Raw genomic sequence first — 22460 nt, 5'->3', positions numbered from 1 at the left:
CCACGGGGGTAAAGCCGTTTTTCCGGGCGCCAGGTGGTCTGGGACAATGGTGCGGTCAGCCGTGCGACCGTACCGGCTGCCCGATGCAGAAAGAAGGACGTGCCGATCGTGGCTCAGAGCACCGAGACCACCGACTGGGTCTCCCGTTTCGCGGATGAGGTCATCGAGGAGTCGGAGCGCCGGGCCCCGGGCAAACCCGTCGTCGTCGCGTCCGGGCTCTCGCCGTCGGGCCCCATCCACCTCGGCAACCTGCGCGAGGTCATGACCCCGCACCTGGTCGCCGACGAGATCCGCCGCCGGGGTCACCAGGTGCGCCACCTGATCTCCTGGGACGACTACGACCGCTACCGCAAGGTGCCCGAGGGCATCCCCGGGGTCGACAAGAAGGAGTGGGCCGAGCACATCGGCAAGCCGCTGACCTCCGTCCCCGCGCCCAAGGGCTCCTCGCACCCGAACTGGGCCGAGCACTTCAAGGCCGCGATGATCGAGTCGCTGGCCGAGCTGGGCGTGGAGTTCGACGGCATCAGCCAGACCGAGCAGTACACCTCCGGCGTGTACCGCGAGCAGATCCTGCACGCGATCAGGCACCGGGGCGACATCGACGCGATCCTCGACCAGTACCGCACGAAGAAGGCCCCGGCCAAGAAGCAGGGGCAGAAGCCGGTCGACGAGGCCGAGCTGGAGGCCGCCGAGGGCTCCGGCGCGGCCGGTGAGGACGACGGCAGCTCCACCGCCGCCGGGTACTTCCCGTACAAGCCGTACTGCGGCAACTGCGAGAAGGACCTGACCTCCGTCACGTCCTACGACGACGACTCCACCGAGCTGACCTACGCCTGCACCGCGTGCGGCTTCTCGGAGACGGTCCGGCTGGAGGAGTTCAACCGCGGCAAGCTGGTCTGGAAGGTCGACTGGCCGATGCGCTGGGCGTACGAGGGGGTCGTGTTCGAGCCCTCCGGCGTCGACCACTCCTCCCCGGGGTCGTCGTTCCAGGTCGGCGGGCAGATCGTCGGGATCTTCGGCGGAAAGCAGCCGATCGGCCCGATGTACGCCTTCGTCGGCATCTCCGGCATGGCGAAGATGTCGTCCTCGAAGGGCGGCGTGCCCACCCCGGCCGACGCCCTGCAGATCATGGAGCCGCAGCTGCTGCGCTGGCTGTACGCGCGCCGCAGGCCCAACCAGTCCTTCAAGGTCGCCTTCGACCAGGAGATCCAGCGGCTCTACGACGAGTGGGACCGCCTGGACGCCAAGGTCGCCGACGGCAGCGCCCTGCCGGCCGACGTCGCCGCGCACTCCCGTGCGGTGCGCACGGCCGCCGGTGAGCTGCCCCGGACGCCCCGGCCGCTGCCCTACAGGACGCTGGCGTCCGTCGCGGACATCACCGCCGGGCACGAGGACCAGGCGCTGCGCATCCTCAGCGAGCTGGACCCCGAGCAGCCGCTGACCACGCTCGACGAGGCGCGCCCGCGCTACGACAAGGCCGAGGCCTGGATCAACACGCACGTCCCCGCCGACCAGCGGACGATCGTGCGGGACGAGCCGGACGCCGAGCTGCTGAAGTCGCTCGACGAGCAGGGCCGCGAGTCGCTGCGGCTGCTGCTGGACGGGCTGGCCGGCCACTGGTCCCTCGACGGGCTGACGCACCTGGTGTACGGCGTGCCGAAGGTGCAGGCCGGGTTCTCCGCCGACGCCACGCCGAAGGAGCTGCCGCCGGAGATCAAGACCGCCCAGCGGTCGTTCTTCGCGCTGCTGTACCACCTGCTGGTGGGCCGGGACACCGGGCCGCGGCTGCCCACGCTGCTGCTGGCGGTCGGGCAGGACCGGGTGCGGGCGCTGCTCGCGGTGTAGCGGAGCAGTCCTGGTGACGAAGGAAGGGGCCCTCGGTGAGGGCCCCTTTTCCGTGTGCGGGTGAGGGTCAGGCGATGTGCTCGTCCGTCAGCTCTGCGTTCAGCCGGTTGGAGAATCGGTTCACCATGCGCTTGGACTCGGCCTCCTCCAGGGTGACGCCGTACGTCGCCTCGACGTCGGCGATGAATCCGCGCGGGGTGGGCGCTCCGTTCCCGCTCTTTATCGACTCACGGAAGATCTGGTAGTACGCCTCCTCGTCCGGCTCCGCGGGAGGTGTGCCGCCGCCGTCCCCCAGTTCGCGGGTGCGGTTCGGGCCCACCGGGATCGGGAAGCTGCCGGTGTCCTCCGGAGAGAAGGCCTCCTGCGGCCGCTCGGGGTACTGCGCGGCCTGCGGGGGCTCGGCGATCCACTGGGCGTACTGGTCCGGGTCGTAGGCCGGGTCGTAGCCGCCCTGGTACTCGACATCGCGCGGGGTGTTGAACCAGGGGCTCTCGTCGGGTTCGGGTTCGCGGTCGAACGGCTGAGCGTCGGGGGTGCCGTCGAGCTCGGGGCGCCGCCCGCTGCCGGGGGCAGCCGCGCCCGCCCGCGCCGCACCGGCGGCACGACCGGCCGCAGCGAGAGCGGCGTCCGCAGCGAGCGTCTTCGGTTCCGCCGCGTCCAACGCCTGCTGCGGGGCCGGCGGTATCAACGCCGGCTCTATCCCCGCCGCCGCGAGACCGGACGGAGCCGTCTCCGCCAACGGCACCCCGTACTTCGCCAGCCGCAGCGGCATCAGCGACTCCACCGGCGCCTTCCTGCGCCACGCCCGCCCGAACCGCGACCGCAGCCGCGCCTGGTAGACCAGCCGCTCCTGCTCCAGCTTGATGACCTGCTCGTAGGAGCGGAGCTCCCAGAGCTTCATGCTTATCTCTATGCTTCCGGTGTCCTCCTTGTTCAGTATCATGTGCCGCTTCTGGTACGTGAGTTACGTCGGCACGGACGTAGAATCCCGCTGTCCGACGAGATGATTTCGGGGGAGACGCGTGACCGCAGGGATGGACGGGGGCTCTCCGCTGCCGGGGCGGATGTCGGAGGACGAGGAGCGCGATCTCCAGAGGCTGTATCGGGAGTCGACGAAGACTCACGATGAACGAGTCTCCGAGCTGAGAGCGGCGAAGACGTGGCAACGGCTTTACATTCTGGGCGAACTGGGCGCTCTAGCCCTTGCCGCGCTCTTCGGGTACACGGTGGTCGTAGGGCTGTGGCGAGATCAGCCGGTTATCACGCGATATGTCGGGCTAGTGATCTTGCTCGGCCTAGCGACTCTGATGGGCCGCTTGTGGTTGAAGACGCGACGGGAGCTCGTTGCAAAGAATGCGGCGGTTCGAGTCGCCTTGTCGGAGCGGCAGACGGCTGCCGCGAAGTTGCCTCTCGACTCTCCATCCGGGCTGAGGATCTATCGGGAGGCGTCCCTAGACCTGATTGAGCAGTACCGGCATGGTGCTTCCAGGAACCGTCGTGTGCACAACTGCTTCCAGGTCCTCATCATCACGGGGTCGATCGTGACGTCGACACTCGTGGCGATGAATCCGGGAGCCAACGAGGTTTTGGGGATAGCGACCTCGGCGTTGAGCGCGCTTGTAGGTGTGTCGGCCGGAATCACCGGCTACTTCAAGTTCCGCGAACGTGGCTACAACCTGCAGTCGACCGCCGACGACATCGAGAAGCACTACAACGCTTCGCAGTTCATGCTTGACGACTACGCGGGACCGGATGCGGCGCATCCTCTTTCCGAAGCGGAGAGGCTGAGGAAGTTCGCACGGTTCGTGGAGCGTTTGAAGGAGGAGCAGCGCAAGCGCGAGCTGCAACTTGAGCAGCAGAGTTCCGCAGGAGAAGAGCGCTCGGCCTGACGGTGGACCGTTCAGTTGCCGCCTGCTGACCTCTGGATCGACCGGATACGAGCGAGGAAGGCTGGACTGAAGAGGCTGACACGCATAGCCGTTCGTTCTGGTGAGGGCGCTTTCCAACGCCACAGCCATCGTCCGTAGACCTGGCGTAGCCTGGTGCGCTCGAGCAACCAGACTGCCTCCCACTGCAGAGCTGTCTGGTAGGTCAGGCTCGGGTTGTCCAGCGTCCACAGATACATCCGTCGGGCCATGCGTGGGGCCAGGATGAAGTGGACGAGGCGCACCGGGCTCTTCCGCGCAGCCATGCTCCGTCCCTCCTCTGGATGGGGTTGTACAGCACCGGCATCGTACGGGTTCACCGTGTCCTGCCGGTGCTGAGTGGCGTTTCCCTGAGCCGGTCCTACGTTCCGCGGATCATCTTGCGAAGGCTCTGCCGGGCCGCGGTCAGGTCGTCCTCCAGGTTCTCGATGGTGGTGCGCAACGTCCGGTTATCGGCTTGGGTTTGTTGGATCTCCTTGGTGAGCGCCAAGTTCTCGCGGCTCAACTCGTCGAGGCGCATCGTGAGTTCGCTGGCTTCGGTGTGGTTCAGCTCTGTCCCGAGCTGGAGGCGCAGCCGTTCGCGCAGCCGGTTGCGCTCCTCGCGGAGCTCCTTGACCTGCTGCTGGGCGAGGGCGAGGTCGGTCTTGAGGCTGGCGTTGCTGACGCGGCTCTGTGGCGGAACGGCATCGGCTGTCGCCTCGACGCCTAGCTCTTCCTGGCGCCGGCGGGCAGCCTCGATGGGTTCGCGCAGTCCCGGGGAATACGCGAGCCAGTTGGAGACGCCGGCTTCTTTGGCCACCCTGGCGAATGTAATCTTCGTTCCTGTGCGCTGCATGGAGTCCAGGACCTCCAGCACGCGGCGGCGCTTGTCCTGGCTGTCGCGCTCACGTGCCGCTTTCAGCGCGGCAGCGCGGGCTTCGCGGGCGGTCACTGGTCCTCCTCGCGTTGCTTGATCACCGTCAGAGGCAGCAGCTTGTGGGACGTAGTGGCACGTGCCTTTCGGAGGATCTTGCTCGCTTCCTCGATCTGCTGCCGTTCGTCGTCGGGCAGCGCGGTGAGCTGGTCGCGCATGGTGGTGGCGACTTCCTGGAAGCTGTCGATCTGGGCTTCGATGTTGGTCAGTACGAAGTCGGCAGCTCCGATGGCGTCTGCGGTCTCACGGTCAGACTTCAGGCCGCGTACATGATCCTCGATAGCGGGCAGGTAGGACGGATCGGGGCGGTAGAAAGTGCATCCAGAGCACTGGAACCGGATGGGACAGGAACCACCTCCGGCCTTGACGTTGGAGGGCTCGGTGCAGTTGCCGAACGGCACGGCGACCGAGGCGATCTCGTACTTGCTCTGGAGGAGAGGGGCCGAGCGGCCGGTGCGGTCCACGGCCAGGGGCGCCAGCGTGCGGACGGCCTCTCGCTTCCGCTTCAGCGTCACTTGGTAGTAGCCCATGGTCGTATCGACCGAGGTGTGATCCATGAGGTCGCGCAGCACGTCGACGGGGACGCCTGCGTCGGCATGCCGCTGGGCGTAGGTGTGGCGGAAGGCATGGGCAGTGATCTGGGAGCGGTCGAAGGGCAGAAGCTGCCCGTCCGGCCCGGGGACATCGCTGTCGATGCAGGGGAGCGCGTCGACCCAGGTGCGTAGTGCCGCCGAGAGGCTGTCGGCTCGGATGTGCCCGTTGCCGCGGCCGGAGCCGTGCATAGCGCTGGGGAAGAGCCACGCTCCTGCTCGTTCGGTCAGCGGGAGTTCGGCGCGGCGTTGTTCCCAGAGGGTGATCAGCTCGGCCGTGCTCTGTGGGATAGGCAGGCGGCGGCCGTTCCGTTTGGCTTTGTGGTTGTCGTAGACCAGCTGGTAGTGACCCTCTTCTTGCTCGACACAGCCGACTCTGAGGGTGGCGACCTCGCCCAGACGGCGCCCGGTGTCGCGCAGGACGGCGTAGACGGTCTGGTGGAACAGCTGCGAGAGATCTTTTGGCCAGCCCCGGTGAGTGACGTCCACGAGGCTTAGTTGGGCGTCCAGTTGGCGGATCACGGTGTCGGGCAGGGCTCGGCCCGCGTGTTCCTCATTGGTTTCGACACGAGCCACGCGGTGGTGGCGGGCTCGGCTGAAGGCGCCGGGCACATCGTCCATCAACCCGCTCGCGCGCGCGAACTCCAGTACCGCGAACCATGTTCTGACCAGCTTGTCCTGGGTGGCTGCGGCACGGGGTTTCCCGTCCTTCTTCCGGGACTTCTTGATGGCATCGACAGTCGCCGTCATGTCCGCGGCACCCAGGCGCGTGGGGGTGTCGCCGCCTCCGGCTCGCCGGGCCAGCCCGTCGGATGCGGCGGAGAACGCCAGGAGAGCGGTGCGCAGGTCCTGGATGCTCGGCCGAACAGAGCGGGCCCACTCCATGAGCAATGCGCGCAACCATGCCTGCCGGACGACGCGGAAGTCGATGTCGCCCTTCACCGCGTCATAGCGGCGATGGGTCGCAGCCCACAGCCCTACGGCCGCCGCGTCCCACACGTCGCCCGCCATCGGATCGGCGCCCTCGTGTTGCCGCCGAGCGTGCTCGATCATGCGCTGGATCTGGCCCAGCAGGGCACGCGCCGGGCTGCTGCCCTTCTCCCTGCCGAACCGCAGCGACGACAGGTCCAGGCCGCACAGGCTGTCCACGTCGGCGATGGCCGCGATGGCGAGCCGCACTGCGAGCGGACTGATGCTCAGCCCTTCTCGGTCGCGCTCCTGCAGACCGAGCAGCAGCTCACGGGCGACGACAGGGTGAAGCCCGCCGCACCAGAACTGATGGACCTGGAGGAACGGACCGGTAACGGCTGCCCACGCCAGAAGCTGGTCGGGAGTGTGGTCGCCGCGGCTCAGCTCACGGCGCCACCTTCCGTGGTGTGACGTGCACAGCCGGAACTGCTGTTGCTCACGGTTGCACCCACTCACGAGGCAGTCCCCTTGGCGGGGCAGGGGTTGAGGCCTGGCCGAGCACTGCCAGTCAGCAACGCGCAGCCCTGGAGCCCGTTTCCTGCGCTCGTTGAAGGCGGCGGCGTGGGTCGGACAGAGCCCATGACTCACCGCTTCCCGTGCGCAACGCCCCGTGTGATCAGCGACCAGGCACGCCTCGCGATCAGACGTCCCGCGTACACGTCGCTTCCGGGCCGGCTGATGGGTCGCGTCGAACTCTTCGTCCGACAGATCGCCCGCCCGCGCAGCCACACTGCAGGGCGAACACCGACCGACACGACCAGGACAAGGCGTCCGGCAGGCGACAACCTTGCAGCGCGAGGCACCGGTGGCGTCGTTGTCCAGATCACCGTCGAAGAACATCCGCTCGTGATCCCACTCACCCGGACGCCAGTCGGGCCGCACCTGCTGGCGCAGCCACGCCAACCAGCCCTCCCCAGGTGCCGCAGGTTCAGGGGGCGAGGGTAGAGCCGTAACGAGCGCCACCGGCTTCATCATGCGGTCACCTCCCGACGAGTGGCCACGCGTTCCACGGCTTCCCGCTTCTCACGCTCGTTGGCGTGCAGGTAGATCGCGGTGGATGCAGCCGACACATGCCCCATCAGCTGCTGTACGACGTCAATCGGCACTCCGGCCCTGACCCAGGAGGTCGCGGCGGTGTGCCGCAGCATGTGCGGGCGCACCACGAAGCCGCACTGCTGTGACAGCCGCTCGAACATGCCCTTCGTCGCCTGATAGGTCATCGCCTTGCCCAGGGGACGCTGGTAGAGATTGACGAAGACCAGGTCGTTCGTCTCCGCTTCGGCCACCGCATCGCGGTCGGTGCGATAGGCCACGTACTCGGCCACAGTGAGGCCATCGACCGGCACGACCCGCGGGTAACGGGACTTGGCCAGAGCCTTGTTTTCATTGTCCCGACGGTGTCGTACATGGATGTGAGCCCCGGCCACGCCGCAGCACAGAGTGCGGGAATCCGGCAGAAAGTGCATGTCCTGCCTGCGCAGCCCCAGCGCCTCCCCAATACGGATGCCGGTTGCCAGCATCAGCACCACCAGGAACCGGTCGCGGGCCGTACGGCACCCGGCCACCGTTGCGGCGACCTGCTCCTCGGCCAGGGCTTCGTATGGCTTTTCTACCTCGCGCGACTTGATCGCCTTCGCGCGCACTGTGCGGAACTGCCCACGCTCGCCGGCGTCGAAGCCCGGCGGTGGTGTGGCGAGGTATCGCGGCTGGGACAAGCGGTCCGCAACCTCCGGCGAGATCAGGTCGTGACGAGCGCAGTACCGCAGGTACTCCACCACCGCTGTGATCGTCGCGTTGACCGTTGCGCCAGAGCGCGGCTTACCTCGTCTGCCAGTGGTGGACTCCAGCCAGAACCGGAAGCGCGCCATCGAGGCCAGGGTGACGGTTCTCCAGTCGACCGCGTACTCGGCGCACCAAGTCAGGAACAAGGCCAGGCGCCCCGCGTAGACCCTGATGGTGTTCACCGACCGGTCCGCACCGTGCAGGAACGTCAGGAAGTCCGTCCCTTCCCGGTGGATCGAGAGCTGGGGATCGAGGATGACCCACCGGGTGGTCTGCGAGCCTCCGGCGGGGGACAGGGCCCGTTCGGCTTGAAAGGCGGCATTCATGCCGTACCTAACGTGACTCCCGCGTTGTAGATACTCGTGAGCCACGAACGAGTGACAAGACGTGCCACACGTCCCTGACGGGTCAGAAAGGCATAGAGATACTCATGCGGCGCCACAGGAGGAACGTGGGGACCGGGGAGAGCAGCCAGCGGGTGAGGCGGACGCCCTCCATGTGCTTGTCGGCCGTGATGTCGGCGATCCGGCCGATCGCGTGCCGGGCCGCCTCGACCGCGACCACGAACAGCACCGGGATCACCGCGTGCATGCCCACACCGAGCGGATCCGGCCACGCGGCGGCGCCGTTGAAGGCGATCGTCGCCGCCGTCAGCAGCCAGGCCGTCTGACGCAGGAGGGGGAACGGGATCCTGATCCAGGTGAGGAGCAGATCCAGGGCCAGCAGGACGCAGATGCCCGCGTCGATGCCGATCGGGAAGACGTAGGAGAAGTTCCCGAAGCCCTTCTTGAGGGCCAACGCGCGGACCGCCGCGTACGAACCGGCGAAGCCGATACCGGCGATGATCACGGCGCCGGCCACGACCACACCGATGAGAACGCGGTGCATCCGAGTCAGCTGCAGTGGCGCGGCCACCCGTACCCCTCCCCTTGCGTGTTGTTGCGCGCAACAGGGTGGCACATGTGAACGGGGAACGGGTGGCCGGTTCTGGTGTGGCCTCTTTCTCGCCAGGTCGGGGGAGGCGGCGGAGGGAGGACTGCCCGCCCGTCATCCTTCCCAGTACGGCTGGTCCGTTTCCCGCACCCGGCCGTCGGTGTCGACGAGACGCTGTTGAGCCTGGGGGACCGGCTGCTGCGGATCCAGGGCAGCCGCCTCCAGGCACCGGTGCGGGACGCCCTGCGGCGGCTGAGGGAAGGCACGACCACCGAGGTGCTCGCCGGTACCTGGGCACAGGAGCCGGCCGCGCACCTGCTGGCCGAACTGGACTCCCTCGGCTGGCTGACCGCCGAGCCCCCGGAGGCGGCGCGGCCGTTCTCGGGGGAGACGTTCGAACGACAGGTGGACTACCTGGGGTTGTTCACACCGGACTCGGCCGCGGCCCAGCGCCGGCTGCTGGCCGCACGGATCGGGATTCTCGGCCTCGGCGGCATCGGCGGCATCGGCGGGATCGTGGCCCAGCACCTGGCCGGGGCCGGCGTCAGCAGGTTCAGGCTCGTCGACCACGACACGGTGGCCCGGCACAACCTGAACCGGCAGTTCACCTACGGGCCGGCGGACGTGGGCACCCCCAAGCCGCAAGCGCTGGCCCGCAGCCTGCGCACCCTGCGCCCCGAAGGGGAGATCACCGGGATCGGACGCCGCGTCACCGACGAGACGGGTCTGGAGTCCGCCTTCGGTGACCGGGTCGACCTGCTGATCGTCGCCGCCGACACACCGCCGGAGCTCCCCGCGACCGTGGCGCGCTGGGCAGTCGCGACCCGGACTCCCTTCGTCAGCGCGGCCGTCGGAGTCGGGACAGGCTTCTGGGGCCCGCTCGTGGATCCCTCACGAGGAGGCTGCTGGACCTGTTTCGAACGGCAGCGGCGCGCGCTGCTCACGCCGCTGGAACGCGAGGTGGAGGACCGGATGACCGAACCGGCCCCCTTCTCCTTCGGCCCCGGCAACACCACGGTCGCCGCCCTGCTCGCCCATGACGTGATTCAGTTCCTGTGCACCGGAACGTGCCCCACCTCGGGGCGGCGGGCGGCACTGGACTTCACCCGGCAGCGCATCACCCACACCGAAGAGAGCACGTGTACGTGTCAGACGACCTGATAGCCGAACAAGGGCCGCAGCAACAGCAGCCGCAGCCGGGCCCGCCGGGCCAGGAGCCGAAGAAGCCGTCCTTCAAGGGGACCGGCTTCCTGCGCCTGTGGACCGGCGAGTCCGTCTCGCTCGCCGGCACCGAGATCACCTTCATGGCCATGGGCATCATCGCGGTGACGACCCTCGCGGCCACACCCTGGCAGATGGGCGTCCTCGAGGCGGCGGAGTCCGCGGCCGTGCTGCTGCTGGGACTTTCCGCCGGTGTCTGGGCCGACCGCTACGAACGCCGGCGCATCATGCTGATGGCGAACCTGGCACGCAGTGTGCTCGTGCTCTGCGTACCGGCGTTGTTCTGGCTCGACCTGCTGAGTATGCCCGTGCTGTACCTGGTCGTCTTCCTCGTGGGAGCGCTCAGCCTGCTGTTCGACAGCGCCATGTCCGCCTACCTCCCCCGGCTGCTGCCGCGCAACCAACTGGAGCGGGCCAACTCGTGGATGGAGGGCAGCGCCTCGGTCGGCATGGTCGCCGGACCGGGCCTCGCGGGCATCCTCGTCCAGATCATGAGCGCACCCGTCGCCCTCGTCGTCGACAGCGTCAGCTACCTGGTCAGCTACACGACACTGTCCCGGCTCCCGAAGGCGCCTCGCTCGACCGACCCGGTCGACGAGAGCGACACTCCCGAGGACGAGCCGGACCGGGCCGCCGAGCACGGGCAGGCCCCGCCGAAGGAGTCCCACCGGCAACAGGTGCTGGCCGGCCTGCGCGTCCTGCGCCACGACCGCTACCAGCGTCCCATGACCCTCGCAGCCGCACACTTCAACATCTTCCACTCCATGTTCTTCGCGGTGAACGTCCTGTTCCTCCTGAAGAACCTCGACTTCAGCCCCGGCCTCCTGGGCGCCACGAGCATGGCCGGCGGAATCGCGGGCCTGGTCGGAGCGTCCTGCACCCCGCTCCTCACCCGCACCCTCGGACAAGGCCGTGCCCTGATCCTCGTCTACGCCGTACCGGGCCTGGCCGCCGTCCTGGTACCGCTCGCCGCCGGCACCGGGCAGGCAGTGGCCGTCGCCCTCGTCACCGTCTCGACCTTCGTCTACACCTGTGCCGTGGTGGTCAACCTCGTCATCAGCGACACGGTCAAGCAGACCCTCGTCCCCGACCACCTGCTTGGCCGCGTCACCGCCTCCACCCGCTTCATCAGCTGGGGCGTCCAGCCGATCGGCGCCCTCCTCGGCGGCTGGCTCGGCACCTGGCTCGGCCTCGTCGAGGTGATGGTGCTCGCGTCGGCCGGCCTGGTCGCCTCGGCCCTGTGGCCGCTGTTCAGCCCCGTACGCTCCCTGATCCGCCTGCCGGACGACGAGCAGAACGAGACAGCCGGGGACGCCTGAGCAGAACGGGACCCGCCCGCCGACCCACGTGACCGCAGGAGCCACACGTGCCCTTGAAAGCCGAAGTCCGTACGCTGCCCAACGGACTGCGTCTGATCGTCTCCCGGGACGCCACCGCTCCGGTCGCCGCGGTCTGCCTCTGGCTCCAGGCCGGCTCCCGGGACGACCCGCCCGGCCGGACGGGACTGGCGCACCTCTTCGAGCACCTGATGTTCCAAGGCTCGACGCACGTCCCCCCGGGCGGCCACACCGCCGCGGTCGAGGACGGCGGCGGCTTCACCAACGCCTCCACCGGTTTCGAACGCACCACCTTCTACTCGGTCGTACCGGCCGGGATGCTCGAACTGGTGCTGTGGCTGGAAGCGGACCGGCTGGGCGGCATGCTCGACGCGCTCACGCCCCACAGCCTCGCCACCCAACGGGATGTCGTCCTCAACGAACGCCGCGAGCGATACGACAACGTGGCCTACGGGACCGTGGACGAGGAGACCGAACGCATCGCCGACACAGGCGTCACCGACAAAGCCCTCAGGGGCGCTCAGGCCCAGTTGCGCCGCGACTGGCTGGACCGCCTCGCCCACCCCGGCAGCAGAGCCGAAGAACTGTGCGCCGGCGAGGCGTACCTGGGGGACGCCGCGGCGATGGACGACCGGATGAACCAGATGCCGGAGATCACCGTGGACGACATACGGGCCGTCGCAGCCGAACACCTCCGGCCCGGCAACCGCGCCGTTCTACGGCGCCGCCGGCCCCGGCGGTGGCCGAAAACGCGGCCGCCCGCCCCCCGGCGAACGGGAGACGGGCGGACGGTACCGGCAGGGCCTGCTCAGCTCTTCGAGGCGGGCTTCTCCGACGGCGAGGCAGACGCGCCCTTCGAGGAGCCGTCCGAGGCCCCCTCGGACGGCGACTTCGAGGGCGACTTCGACGGCTTCGACGACTCGGACGGGGCGCCGTCCGCGCTGCCGCCACCCTTGCCGTTCGCCGTCGACACCGCGTCCACGGCCTCCTTGACGGCCTTCTTCGCGTCCTTCAGCAGATCGCCCTCGTCCGGCGTCTTGTCACCGGCCAGACCGGCGCCGTTGTAGTCGAGCGTGACCACGACGTTCTCCACACGGGCCACGATCGTCTGCTGCTTGAAGGTGCCTTCCTTCTTCTTCAGGTCGTAGTGCACGGCCGTCGCCTGGTCGCCCGTACCGGCCACCGGCTCCGACTTGACGCCCTTCGCACCCTCGGCGGCCTGGGCCTCCTGGACCTGCTTCTCGTAGTACTCCTGGGCCAGCTTGTCGGCCGGGCCGCGGGCCGCGTCCGACTCGAAGCGCAGCATCGACACGTTCAGCCAGCGGAACTGCGAGCCTTTCACGCCGTTGTTGTCGAGGCTGTCCCAGGAGCAGCTGCCGCGCGTCGAGATGTCGTCCGACTTGCCCTCCTTGCCGGACTTGCTCTTCGGCACGAGGTCCTTCAGCGTCTTCTTCGAGACCGCCTTGCACGGCTCCGGAAGCTTGTCGTACGCCGCCGCCTGCACCGTCGGTGACGGGCTCGCGGACGCCGACCCCGCGGCCTTGGCGGCCTTGTCCGTGCTGTCGCCGGAGCCGGAGTCCGAGGAGCAGCCGGCGGCGACCAGCATCACGGGGACGGCGGCCGCGCAGACAAGGACGCGGTTGAGGCGCTTCGCTCGCTGGTCTCGCTCTACTCGTCGCTGCATGGTTCCTTCACTCATGACGCTCGTGATTCCCTGCGGTCGGAACGGGTCCGAGTGGTCACCGTACGCGGTGAGGCAGCGGTGTGTGCTTCCTTCGTGTGCTTCGCGGGTGGCCGTGAAGGGGCGGTGAAGGGGCCTCAGTCGCCCAGCGAATCCGCCAGCTGGGAGGCCAGTTTCTGCGCCCTGTCCTGCATTTCCTTGCTGTCCGGGACGACGCCGACACTCGCCGGCTGCTCCGCGTACTCGATGGTCACGATGACGTTGGACGTGCGGAACGCCACAGTCACGGTCCGCTGCTTGGCCGTCGAACCGGAACTGCTCAGCGCGTCGTCGAGGAAGGCCTCGTCACCGAGGTCCTCCAGTACCCGGGGCTGCAGATCGGTCGGGGTGGCCGAGGGGGGAGCCGAGGGCGACGAAGAGCCGGAGGGGGCCGGGGAGCCGCTCGGTGACGCGGCCGCACCGCCCGCCGGGGTGCTGCCGGAGGCGGCCGTCTCCGTGGCGGTCGGCTCGGGCAGGTGGGCCGAGGCCTCCCGCTCCGCGAAGAGCTGCTCGGCCTGGCTGTCGTCGCTGACGGCGTTGTCGTAGGAGACGACCCGCTCGAAGTCGATCAGCAGGTGGTCGGTGGCCGTGGAGGAGTCCACCTTCCAGCGGCAGCCGACCTTGCGGTCGGTGTCGAACGTGGTCGTCGGCTCGCCCTCGTAGGCCTTGTCGCGCTGCTCCTCGTCGCTGATCTGCCGGATGCCGGGGAGGAGTTCGTCGAGCGTGCTCTCGCCGACCTCGGCGCAGGGCTCGGGCAGGGTGCGGTAGCGGCCCGGCTCGGCGGCGGGAGATGCCGTGCCGGTGTCGCCGGGGTTGGAGCCGTCCGTCGGGTCGCCGTCGGACGAGCTGCCGGTACAGCCGGCCAGTACCGCCGCGAGGAGCACGGCGATCCCGGGTACCCACGCCTTCCGTTGCACGTGGTGGCTCCTCTCGACGCGGATATTGGCTTGCCGCCGTACAGCGGGCGATGGACACAATGTGTATCGCACGCACTGCCGTGGACGCCGGTCCGATTTCCTTTTCGTCGACCTTGGCTCCGGTATTTGCTGTTGAAGACTTCTGTTTGTCAATGGGGGATTGAGGGCGTTATGTCGTACGTAGAGATACCGGGCGCGAAGGTGCCGATCCGGATGTGGACCGACCCGGCCTCGGTCGAGGAGGGTGCGCTCCAGCAGCTGCGGAACGTCGCCACGCTGCCGTGGATCAAGGGCCTGGCCGTCATGCCCGACGTGCACTACGGCAAGGGTGCGACGGTCGGCTCGGTCATCGCCATGCGGGGTGCGGTGTGCCCGGCCGCGGTGGGTGTGGACATCGGCTGCGGAATGTCGGCGGTGAAGACGTCCCTGACGGCGAACGACCTGCCCGGCGACCTGTCCCGGCTGCGCTCGCGGATCGAGCAGGTGATTCCGGTGGGGCGCGGGATGCATGACGAGGCGGTCGACCCCGGGCGGTTCCACGGACTGGCCACGGCCGGATGGGGCGACTTCTGGTCGCGGTTCGACGGAGTGGCGGAAGCGGTCAAGTTCCGCCAGGAACGTGCCACCAAGCAGATGGGAACGCTCGGCGGAGGCAACCATTTTGTCGAGGTGTGCACGGATACGACCGGATCTGTCTGGCTGATGCTGCACTCCGGTTCCCGGAACATCGGCAAGGAACTCGCCGAGCACCACATCGGCGTGGCCCAGAAGCTCCCGCACAACCAGGGCCTGGTCGACCGGGACCTCGCCGTCTTCGTCGCGGACACCCCGCAGATGGCGGCCTACCGCAACGACCTGTTCTGGGCGCAGGAGTACGCCAAGCACAACCGCTCGATCATGATGGCGCTCCTGAAGGACGTGGTCCGCAAGGAGTTCAAGAAGGCGAAGCCGACCTTCGAGCCGGAGATCAGCGCGCACCACAACTACGTGGCCGAGGAGCGCTACGACGGGATGGACCTGCTCGTGACCCGCAAGGGCGCGATCCGGGCCGGCTCCGGCGAGTACGGGATCATCCCGGGTTCCATGGGCACGGGTTCGTACATCGTGAAGGGCCTCGGCAACGCCAAGTCCTTCAACTCGGCCTCGCACGGCGCGGGCCGGCGCATGAGCCGCAACGCGGCCAAGCGCCGGTTCTCCACCAAGGATCTGGAGCAGCAGACCCAGGGCGTGGAGTGCCGCAAGGACTCCGGCGTCGTCGACGAGATCCCGGGCGCCTACAAGCCGATCGAGCAGGTCATCGACCAGCAGCGGGACCTGGTGGAGGTCGTGGCGCGGATCAAGCAGGTCGTCTGCGTGAAGGGCTGACCGGCGGGCTCTGCGGGTTCTGGTGCACCGGGCGGCTCCACGCCTCCCGGTGCACTTTGCGGATCTGCGCCGCCCGGTGCACCTGCCGGTCCACGCCTCCTGGTGCGCCTTCCGGCTCTACGACTCCCGGTGCACCTTCGTGTTCGACGCCTGGGCGCGGGGGCGCAGGACCAGGAGGTCGACGTTGACGTGGGCGGGGCGGGTGACCGCCCACGTGATCGTGTCGGCGACGTCGTCGGCCGTGAGGGGTTCGGCGACGCCCTGGTAGACCTTGGCCGCCTTTTCCTCGTCGCCGCCGAAGCGGGTCAGGGCGAACTCGTCCGTCTTGACCATGCCGGGGGCGATCTCGATGACGCGGACCGGCTGTCCGACGATCTCCAGGCGCAGGGTCTCGGCGAGGACGTGGGCGCCGTGCTTGGCCGCGACGTAGCCACCGCCGCCCTCGTAGGTGCCGTGGCCCGCGGTGGAGGAGACGACCACGACCGTGCCGTCGCCGCTCGCGATCAGCTTCGGCAGCAGGGCCTGGGTGAGGTTGAGGGTGCCGAGGACGTTCGTCTCGTACATGCGGCGCCAGTCGTCCGGGTCGCCGGTGGCGACCGGGTCGGCGCCGAGCGCGCCGCCCGCGTTGTTGACCAGCACGCCGATCGTCCTGAACGCCGTGGCGAACTCGTCGACCGCCGCGCGGTCCGTGACGTCGAGGGCGTACGCCGTGGCCTGGTGGCCCGCCGCGTTGATCTCCTCCGCCAGGGCCTCGATGCGGTCCTTGCGGCGTGCGGTGAGGACGACGCGGTAGCCCGCCGAGGCGAGTTGCCGGGCCGTGGCGGCGCCGATTCCGCTGCTCGCACCGGTGACGACGGCGATGCGGGAGGCTGCGGACGGGGCGTCGGTGGCCATGGGAGCTCCTCGGGCGTGGATGTGCGGGGCGTACGGTGCGCAGGCGCTTCCGGCCAGGATAGGCAGGCCCCGTGGTGGGAGAATGAGGCTGGGTGGTCCCCTGTTCTCCCGGAGGTGGATCATGGGTGAGGCGCGTGAGGTCATGGACCGGCTCACGGAAGCGGTCACGGGACACGCCGATCTGAAGGTCATCGCCGATCTGTACGCCGAGGACGCGGTCGCCTTCACACCCGACGAGGGCGAGCTGCGCGGACGCGACGCCATCGTCGAGTACTGGCGGACCATGACGGAGGCGGTTCCCGAGGCGACGTTCCAGGCGCTGCACTCCTACGAGGCAGGTGACACGGCGATCGACGAGGGCGTCTACCGCGGGCGGAACACCGGTCCGCTGGAGCTGCCCAACGGCGAGACGCTGCCGCCGACGCAGAAGGAGGTCCGGATCCGCGGGGTGGACATCGCCACCGTGCAGGACGGGCGGATCGTCGACTACCGGCTGTACTTCGACGAGATGGACTTCCTGGGGCAGCTGGGCCTGCTGCCGCCCGACGAGCCGTTCTGAGCTCCCCCGGCCGTTGTGAGCCGCCCGGCCGTTCCGAGCGCCCCGGCCGTTCCGAGCCCCCGAGGGGCCGAGCCCCCGAGCCCCCGAGGGGCCGGTCAGTTTCCTCGCGGGGCGTACATGATGACGGCCATGCCCGCGAGGCAGACCAGCGCGCCCGCGATGTCCCAGCGGTCCGGGCGGTAGCCGTCGGCGACCACGCCCCACAGGATCGAACCGGCGACGAAGATCCCGCCGTACGCGGCGAGGACGCGGCCGAAGTGGGCGTCGGGCTGGAACGTCGCGACGAAGCCGTAGGCCCCCAGGGCGAGGACGCCGCCGGCCGCCCACAGCCAGCCCTTGTGCTCGCGCACGCCCTGCCAGACCAGCCACGCGCCGCCGATCTCCAGCAGGGCGGCGAGGACGAACAGGGCGGCGGAGCGGACTACGAACATGGCGGTCAGCTTCGCACGCCCGGTCCACCCCGGTCGCGCCCCGGGGGTCAGTCGCCCCGGGTCTCGGCGTCGTAGCGCTCGCGGGCGTCCCTGACCTCGTCGAAGTGGTTCTCCGCCCAGTCCTTCACGGCCGTCAGGAGGAGGGCCAGGTTGTGGCCCAGGGGCGTGAGCTCGTAGTCGACGCGGACCGGGACGGACGGGGTGACGGTGCGGGTGAGGAGGCCGTCGCGCTCCAGTGAGCGCAGGGTCTGGGTGAGCATCTTCGGGCTGACGCCGGCGATCTTGCGGCCGAGGTCGCTGTAGCGCAGGGGGCCCGGGGCGAGGGCGGACACGACGAGGCTGACCCACTTGTCGCTGATGCGGTCCAGCAGCTGGTTGGTGGGGCAGCTCTTGAGGAACGCGTCGTACTCGATGCGGGCCTGCTCGCGCCGCTGGGCCGCCGTCATCGTGGCCATTGCTCACCTCCGGGGTATGTACGCACTCACAGGTAACTACTTACTGAAGGATAGTAGCTCTTCCTAGGGTTGTGAGGGCCGGGAGGACGTCCCGGGTACCGACAATCCAAGGAGCGTCGCTGTGCGTGCTGTTGTGGTGAACTCGTTCGGTGGGCCGGAGGCCGTGGAGGTCGTGGAGGCCGGGGTGCCGGAGCCGGGTGCGCGTCAGGTGCGGATCAAGGTCGCGGCGGCCTCGCTGAATCCCGTGGACGCGGGCGTGCGGGCCGGTGTCTTCGGGGGCGCGGGCAAGCGGATCGGACTCGGCTGGGACGTCGCCGGGACGGTGGACGCGGTGGGCGTCGCCAGTGCGTGGAGCGTCGGGGACGAGGTGGTGGCGCTCGACTACGGCATGGTCAAGCCGCTGGGCACCCACGCCGAGTACGTCGTCGTCGACACGGACGCCGTGGCCCTGGCGCCCGCCTCGGTGGACGCGGTCCATGCGGCGACCCTGCCGCTGAACGCGCTGACCGCCCTGCGGGCCCTGGATCTGCTGGAGCTGACGCCGGACCGGTCGCTGCTGGTCACGGGTGCGGCGGGTGCGGTCGGCGGCTACGCGGTCCAGCTGGCCGCGCACCGGGGGATACCGGTGGCCGGGCTGGCCAGGGAGGGAGACGAGGCGTTCGTGCGGTCTCTGGGTGCCGGGCGTTTCGCCGGCGGCGCCGCCCCGGACGGAGAGTTCGACGCGGTGCTGGACGCCGCCGTTCTCGGTGAGCCGGCCCTGGCCGCGGTGCGCGACGGGGGCCGTTACGTCGGCGTCATCCCGCAGGCGGAGCCGGCCTCCGTCCGGGGGGTGCGGACGAGCGCGGTCGAGGTGAGCGCGGACGGGGCGCGGCTGGCGGAGCTGGTGAGGCTGGTGGACGAGGGGGTGCTGACGACGCGGGTGGCCGAGACGTTCGCGCTGGAGGATGCCGCCAAGGCGCATGCCCGGCTCGACGGGGGAGGTGTGCGGGGGCGGCTGGTGTTCGTGCCGTGACGCCCGGGGCGGGGCCCGGGGTCAGGCCCGGGCCCTCCACGACGGCCCGGGGTCAGGCCGGGCCCTCCACGACGGCCCCGAGGCCCGGCCCGGGCCTTCCGTGGCGGCCGTGGCGGCCGTGGCGGCTCCCTCGGGGGAACAACTCCACGTCGGCTGCCGTTCTCCCTTATGGTTGAACGGTAAACAACCTGGAGGGTGAGCGAGCATGCAGTTCGGGATCTTCAGCGTCGGCGACGTCACGCCCGACCCCACCACCGGCCGGACGCCCACGGAGCGCGAGCGCATCAAGGCGATGGTGGCCATCGCGCTGAAGGCCGAGGAGGTGGGCCTCGACGTCTTCGCCACCGGAGAGCACCACAACCCGCCCTTCGTGCCGTCGTCCCCCACGACGATGCTCGGCTACGTCGCGGCCCGCACCGAGCGGCTGATCCTCTCCACGGCCACCACCCTGATCACCACCAACGACCCGGTGAAGATCGCCGAGGACTTCGCGATGCTCCAGCACCTGGCCGACGGCCGGGTCGACCTGATGCTGGGCCGCGGGAACACCGGCCCGGTCTACCCCTGGTTCGGGCAGGACATCCGGCAGGGCATCAACCTCGCCGTCGAGAACTACGCCCTGCTCCACCGCCTCTGGCGCGAGGACGTCGTCGACTGGGAGGGGAAGTTCCGCACACCCCTGCAGGGCTTCACGGCCACACCCCGCCCGCTGGACGGCGTCCCGCCGTTCGTCTGGCACGGGTCGATCCGCTCACCGGAGATCGCCGAGCAGGCCGCGTACTACGGCGACGGCTTCTTCCACAACAACATCTTCTGGCCGGCCGACCACACCAAGCGCATGGTCGAGCTCTACCGCGAGCGGTACGCCCACTACGGCCACGGCACCCCCGAGCAGGCGATCGTCGGCCTCGGCGGGCACGTGTTCATGCGGAAGAACGCCCAGGACGCGGTGCGCGAGTTCCGCCCCTACTTCGACGTCGCCCCGGTCTACGGGCACGGGCCGTCGCTGGAGGACTTCACGGAGCAGACGCCGCTGACCGTCGGCTCCCCGCAGCAGGTCATCGAGAAGACGCTGGCGTTCCGCGAGTACGCCGGCGACTACCAGCGCCAGCTGTTCCTGATCGACCACGCCGGCCTGCCGCTGAAGACCGTGCTGGAGCAGATCGACCTGCTCGGCGAGGAGGTCGTGCCGGTGCTGCGCAAGGAGTTCGCCGTGGACCGCCCGGCGGACGTCCCGGACGCCCCGGCGCACGCGGCCCGGGTCGCCGGGGGCCGAGGGTGAGGACACGGTAGGGCCCGGCTCCGAGGTTGCCCGGCCGCTGGTGAGAGGGGAGTAAGAAGGACGCCCCGGCGCAGCGCGGACCGTCCCGGCGGCCGGGTGGCTTGGCACACTGGACGCGTGTCCCACACCGTGCTGCTCGCCGAAGACGACCGCGCCATCCGCAACGCCCTGGAGCGTGCCCTGACCCTGGAGGGCTACCAGGTCATGGCGGTCGCCGACGGTGTCGAGGCGCTGGCTCAGGCCCACCGCAACCGCCCGGACGTACTCCTGCTGGACGTGATGATGCCCGGCATCGACGGTCTCCAGGTGTGCCGGGTGCTGCGCGCCGAGGGGGACCGGACCCCGGTGCTGATGCTGACCGCCCTCGTGGAGACCGCCGACCGGATCGCCGGGCTGGACGCGGGCGCCGACGACTACGTGGTCAAGCCCTTCGACGTGGAGGAGGTCTTCGCCCGGCTGCGTGCCCTGCTGCGCCGCACCAGCCCGGTGGGGGCCGGCAGCGCACCCGTGGCCGAGGTGCCCAGGCCGCTGTCGGAGCGGTTCCTGGAGGCGGCCGGGATCCGTATGGACCCGCAGGCCCGCCGGGTCTGGCGGGGCGCGCGCGAGCTGGAACTGACCCGCACCGAGTTCGAGCTGCTGGAACTGCTGGTGCGCAACGCGGGCATCGTCCTCGACCACTCCACGATCTACGACCGCATCTGGGGCTACGACTTCGGGCCCGGCTCGAAGAACCTCGCCGTCTACGTCGGCTATCTGCGCCGCAAGCTCGACGAGCCGGACGCGCCGCAGCTGATCCACACGGTGCGCGGCGTGGGTTACGTGCTGCGGGAGGACTGAGTGGGCCGCCTGGGCCGCCTGCTGGCCGGGCGGCGGCCGAAGCTGGTCTCGCTGCGCACCACGTTCGCCGTGTCGTTCGCGGCGGTGACGGCGGCCGTGACGATCCTGGTCGGCATCCTGTCGTACAGCGCCGCCGCCCGGCTGGTGCGGGTGGACCAGCAGACGGTGTTCGACGAGGTCGTGCAGGACCTGCGCGACGAGGTGCGGCAGAACCGCATGACGCCCGGCGACTTCTCCTCCGCCGCACCCGGCCACGACCTCGTGCGGCCCGCCCGCACCGACGTGCAGGTGCTCGGCCCGGACGGGCACGTCGTGGATGCGGGCAATCCGGGGTTGCCGGTCACCGGCACCGACGCGCGGATCGCCGCCCGGACGCTCTCCGGGCAGGTGGCCGAGCACAAGGACGTCGACGTGGGCAGCGACGTCTACCGCGTCGCCACCGTCTCCCTCGGCGGCGGCCGGGGCGCGGTGCAGGTCGCGCAGGAGTTCAGCGACGTCGAGGACCTGCTGCGGGCACTCCAGCAGCGGACGCTGCTGCTGATGGCCGCCGTCGTGATCGGCGCCGGGCTGTTCGGCTGGTGGCTGGCCCGGCGGATCACACGACGCCTGGTCGTGCTGACCGACGCCGCCGAGGACGTCGCCCGCACCCGCCGGCTGGGCATCCAGGTGCCGGTGGCCGGCCATGACGAGGTCGGCCGGCTCGGCCGGGCCTTCGACCGCATGCTGGGCCGGCTCGCGCAGTCCGAGGAGGACCAGCGCCGCCTGGTCCAGGACGCGGGCCACGAGCTGCGCACGCCGCTGACCTCGCTGCGCACCAACATCTCCCTGCTGCGCCGGATCGACGAACTCCCGCCGAAGGCCCGCGAGGAGCTGGTCGCCGACCTGGGCCAGGAGGCCCGGGAGCTGACCGACCTGGTCAACGAGCTGGTGGATCTCGCGGCCGGGCAGTCCGACACCGAGCCGCCGCGGCGGGTGGACGTCGCCGACATCGCCGAGGAGGTGGCAGGGGCGGCCCGGCGCCGCAGCGGCCGGGAGATCCGGCTGCGCGCGAGCGGCGACACCACGACCGACGGGCGGGCCGGGATGCTGACCCGTGCGCTGTCCAACCTCGTCGAGAACGCGGTCAAGTTCGACCAGGGAGGCCGGGCCCCCATCGAGATCGTCGTCTCGGGGCCCGCCCGGCCCGGCCGGATCCGGGTCGAGGTCCTCGACCGGGGGCCGGGCATCGCCGAGCGCGACCTCACCCGGGTCTTCGACCGCTTCTACCGCGCCGCCGACGCCCGCTCCCTGCCCGGCTCGGGCCTCGGCCTGTCCATCGTCCGCGAGGTGGCCCTCGCCCATGGCGGAGCGCCGTTCGCGTTCCGGCGGGAAGGGGGCGGGACGGTCACCGGGTTCACGGTGGGCGGGGGGATCGACTGACACCACGGGACTGAGCCGAGGCCTCCGCCGGTCCCGAGCGGGGTGGTGCGGGGC

At 69.9% G+C, this 22460-nt stretch carries 18 protein-coding genes and 3 pseudogenes; 11 read left to right on the top strand and 10 right to left on the bottom strand.

All coding sequences use genetic code 11. The features are described 5' to 3' along the window. Positions 1-99: 99 nt before the first annotated feature. Positions 100-1845 carry a lysine--tRNA ligase gene (gene lysS, locus ACFCXS_RS03855; protein ID WP_376641459.1) on the top strand — a complete coding sequence of 582 codons (1746 nt, stop codon included), beginning with the start codon at positions 100-102 and terminating at the stop codon, positions 1843-1845. Positions 1846-1912: 67 nt separating this feature from the next. On the opposite strand, the pseudogene ACFCXS_RS03850 reads toward lysS, so the two are convergent. Then, positions 1913-2746, bottom strand: a pseudogene (locus ACFCXS_RS03850) (hypothetical protein); the annotation flags it as partial. A 121-nt stretch (positions 2747-2867) separates the two neighbouring features. Between ACFCXS_RS03850 and ACFCXS_RS03845 the strand changes: the two are divergent. After that, the gene (locus tag ACFCXS_RS03845) at positions 2868-3734 is read left to right on the top strand and encodes a DUF4231 domain-containing protein (RefSeq protein ID WP_376641458.1); all 867 of its coding nucleotides are present in this window, start codon (positions 2868-2870) and stop codon (positions 3732-3734) included. Positions 3735-4131: 397 nt separating this feature from the next. Here the strand turns inward: ACFCXS_RS03845 and ACFCXS_RS03840 are convergent, their stop codons facing one another. The 4 genes and pseudogenes from ACFCXS_RS03840 to ACFCXS_RS03825 all read right to left on the bottom strand — a co-directional run. After that, complete coding sequence (locus ACFCXS_RS03840; protein WP_376641457.1) at positions 4132-4701, bottom strand: DUF6262 family protein; 570 nt, start codon at positions 4699-4701, stop codon at positions 4132-4134. Further along, the gene (locus ACFCXS_RS03835; protein ID WP_376641456.1) at positions 4698-6698 is read right to left on the bottom strand and encodes a tyrosine-type recombinase/integrase; all 2001 of its coding nucleotides are present in this window, start codon (positions 6696-6698) and stop codon (positions 4698-4700) included. Before ACFCXS_RS03835 ends, ACFCXS_RS03840 begins: the two co-directional genes overlap by 4 nt. A 515-nt stretch (positions 6699-7213) precedes the next feature. Continuing rightward, a complete protein-coding gene (locus ACFCXS_RS03830) occupies positions 7214-8350 on the bottom strand; it encodes a tyrosine-type recombinase/integrase (RefSeq protein WP_376641455.1) in 1137 nt (378 codons plus the stop codon). 97 nt (positions 8351-8447) lie between these two features. After that, positions 8448-8939: pseudogene (locus tag ACFCXS_RS03825) on the bottom strand (DUF2637 domain-containing protein); the annotation flags it as partial. A 195-nt stretch (positions 8940-9134) separates the two neighbouring features. Between ACFCXS_RS03825 and ACFCXS_RS03820 the strand changes: the two are divergent. From ACFCXS_RS03820 to ACFCXS_RS03810, 3 genes and pseudogenes are all read left to right on the top strand, one after another. Next, positions 9135-10118 carry a ThiF family adenylyltransferase gene (locus tag ACFCXS_RS03820; protein WP_376641454.1) on the top strand — a complete coding sequence of 328 codons (984 nt, stop codon included), beginning with the start codon at positions 9135-9137 and terminating at the stop codon, positions 10116-10118. Then, positions 10103-11497 (top strand): MFS transporter, encoded by a 1395-nt coding sequence (locus ACFCXS_RS03815; RefSeq protein WP_376641453.1) that lies wholly within the window; start codon positions 10103-10105, stop codon positions 11495-11497. The genes ACFCXS_RS03820 and ACFCXS_RS03815 overlap by 16 nt, the downstream gene beginning before the upstream one ends. A 47-nt stretch (positions 11498-11544) precedes the next feature. Then, positions 11545-11937: pseudogene (locus tag ACFCXS_RS03810) on the top strand (M16 family metallopeptidase); the annotation flags it as partial. Positions 11938-12323: 386 nt separating this feature from the next. Here the strand turns inward: ACFCXS_RS03810 and ACFCXS_RS03805 are convergent. Together ACFCXS_RS03805 and ACFCXS_RS03800 are read right to left on the bottom strand one after the other, a co-directional pair. Then, positions 12324-13199: a DUF3558 family protein gene (locus tag ACFCXS_RS03805; RefSeq protein ID WP_376641452.1), complete on the bottom strand. Its 876-nt coding sequence runs from the start codon at positions 13197-13199 to the stop codon at positions 12324-12326. Positions 13200-13333: 134 nt separating this feature from the next. Next, positions 13334-14152, bottom strand: a complete 819-nt coding sequence (locus ACFCXS_RS03800; RefSeq protein ID WP_376641451.1) for a DUF3558 domain-containing protein — start codon at positions 14150-14152, stop codon at positions 13334-13336. A 171-nt stretch (positions 14153-14323) separates the two neighbouring features. On the opposite strand from ACFCXS_RS03800, the gene ACFCXS_RS03795 reads away from it, so the two are divergent. After that, positions 14324-15517, top strand: coding sequence for an RtcB family protein (locus tag ACFCXS_RS03795; RefSeq protein ID WP_376641450.1), 1194 nt, complete (start codon positions 14324-14326; stop codon positions 15515-15517). A 117-nt stretch (positions 15518-15634) separates the two neighbouring features. On the opposite strand, the gene ACFCXS_RS03790 is transcribed toward ACFCXS_RS03795, so the two are convergent. After that, the gene (locus ACFCXS_RS03790) at positions 15635-16411 is read right to left on the bottom strand and encodes an SDR family NAD(P)-dependent oxidoreductase (protein WP_376641449.1); all 777 of its coding nucleotides are present in this window, start codon (positions 16409-16411) and stop codon (positions 15635-15637) included. 121 nt (positions 16412-16532) lie between these two features. Between ACFCXS_RS03790 and ACFCXS_RS03785 the strand changes: the two genes are divergently transcribed. After that, the gene (locus ACFCXS_RS03785; protein WP_376641448.1) at positions 16533-16970 is read left to right on the top strand and encodes an ester cyclase; all 438 of its coding nucleotides are present in this window, start codon (positions 16533-16535) and stop codon (positions 16968-16970) included. Between the two features lie 95 nt (positions 16971-17065). On the opposite strand, the gene ACFCXS_RS03780 is transcribed toward ACFCXS_RS03785, so the two are convergent. Both ACFCXS_RS03780 and ACFCXS_RS03775 read right to left on the bottom strand, forming a co-directional pair. Next, positions 17066-17401, bottom strand: a complete 336-nt coding sequence (locus ACFCXS_RS03780) for a YnfA family protein (RefSeq protein ID WP_376641447.1) — start codon at positions 17399-17401, stop codon at positions 17066-17068. Between the two features lie 47 nt (positions 17402-17448). Beyond that, entirely contained in the window at positions 17449-17856 is a 408-nt protein-coding gene (locus ACFCXS_RS03775; protein ID WP_376641446.1) for a winged helix-turn-helix transcriptional regulator, read from the bottom strand. Between the two features lie 121 nt (positions 17857-17977). Between ACFCXS_RS03775 and ACFCXS_RS03770 the strand changes: the two genes are divergently transcribed. The 4 genes from ACFCXS_RS03770 (at position 17978) to ACFCXS_RS03755 (ending at position 22406) form a co-directional block, all read left to right on the top strand. Then, the gene (locus ACFCXS_RS03770) at positions 17978-18868 is read left to right on the top strand and encodes an NADP-dependent oxidoreductase (RefSeq protein WP_376641445.1); all 891 of its coding nucleotides are present in this window, start codon (positions 17978-17980) and stop codon (positions 18866-18868) included. A gap of 205 nt (positions 18869-19073) precedes the next feature. Beyond that, positions 19074-20150, top strand: a complete 1077-nt coding sequence (locus ACFCXS_RS03765) for an LLM class flavin-dependent oxidoreductase (protein ID WP_376641444.1) — start codon at positions 19074-19076, stop codon at positions 20148-20150. Positions 20151-20267: 117 nt separating this feature from the next. Then, entirely contained in the window at positions 20268-20987 is a 720-nt protein-coding gene (locus ACFCXS_RS03760; RefSeq protein ID WP_376641443.1) for a response regulator transcription factor, read from the top strand. Then, a complete protein-coding gene (locus ACFCXS_RS03755) occupies positions 20988-22406 on the top strand; it encodes an ATP-binding protein (RefSeq protein WP_376641442.1) in 1419 nt (472 codons plus the stop codon). Positions 22407-22460: the final 54 nt, after the last annotated feature.

It is taken from the genome of Streptomyces sp. NPDC056373 (genome assembly GCF_042262425.1).
GTDB lineage: Bacteria > Actinomycetota > Actinomycetes > Streptomycetales > Streptomycetaceae > Streptomyces.
The sequence above is the reverse complement of the archived record's forward strand: the minus strand, read 5'-3'. Positions and strand labels throughout refer to the sequence as shown.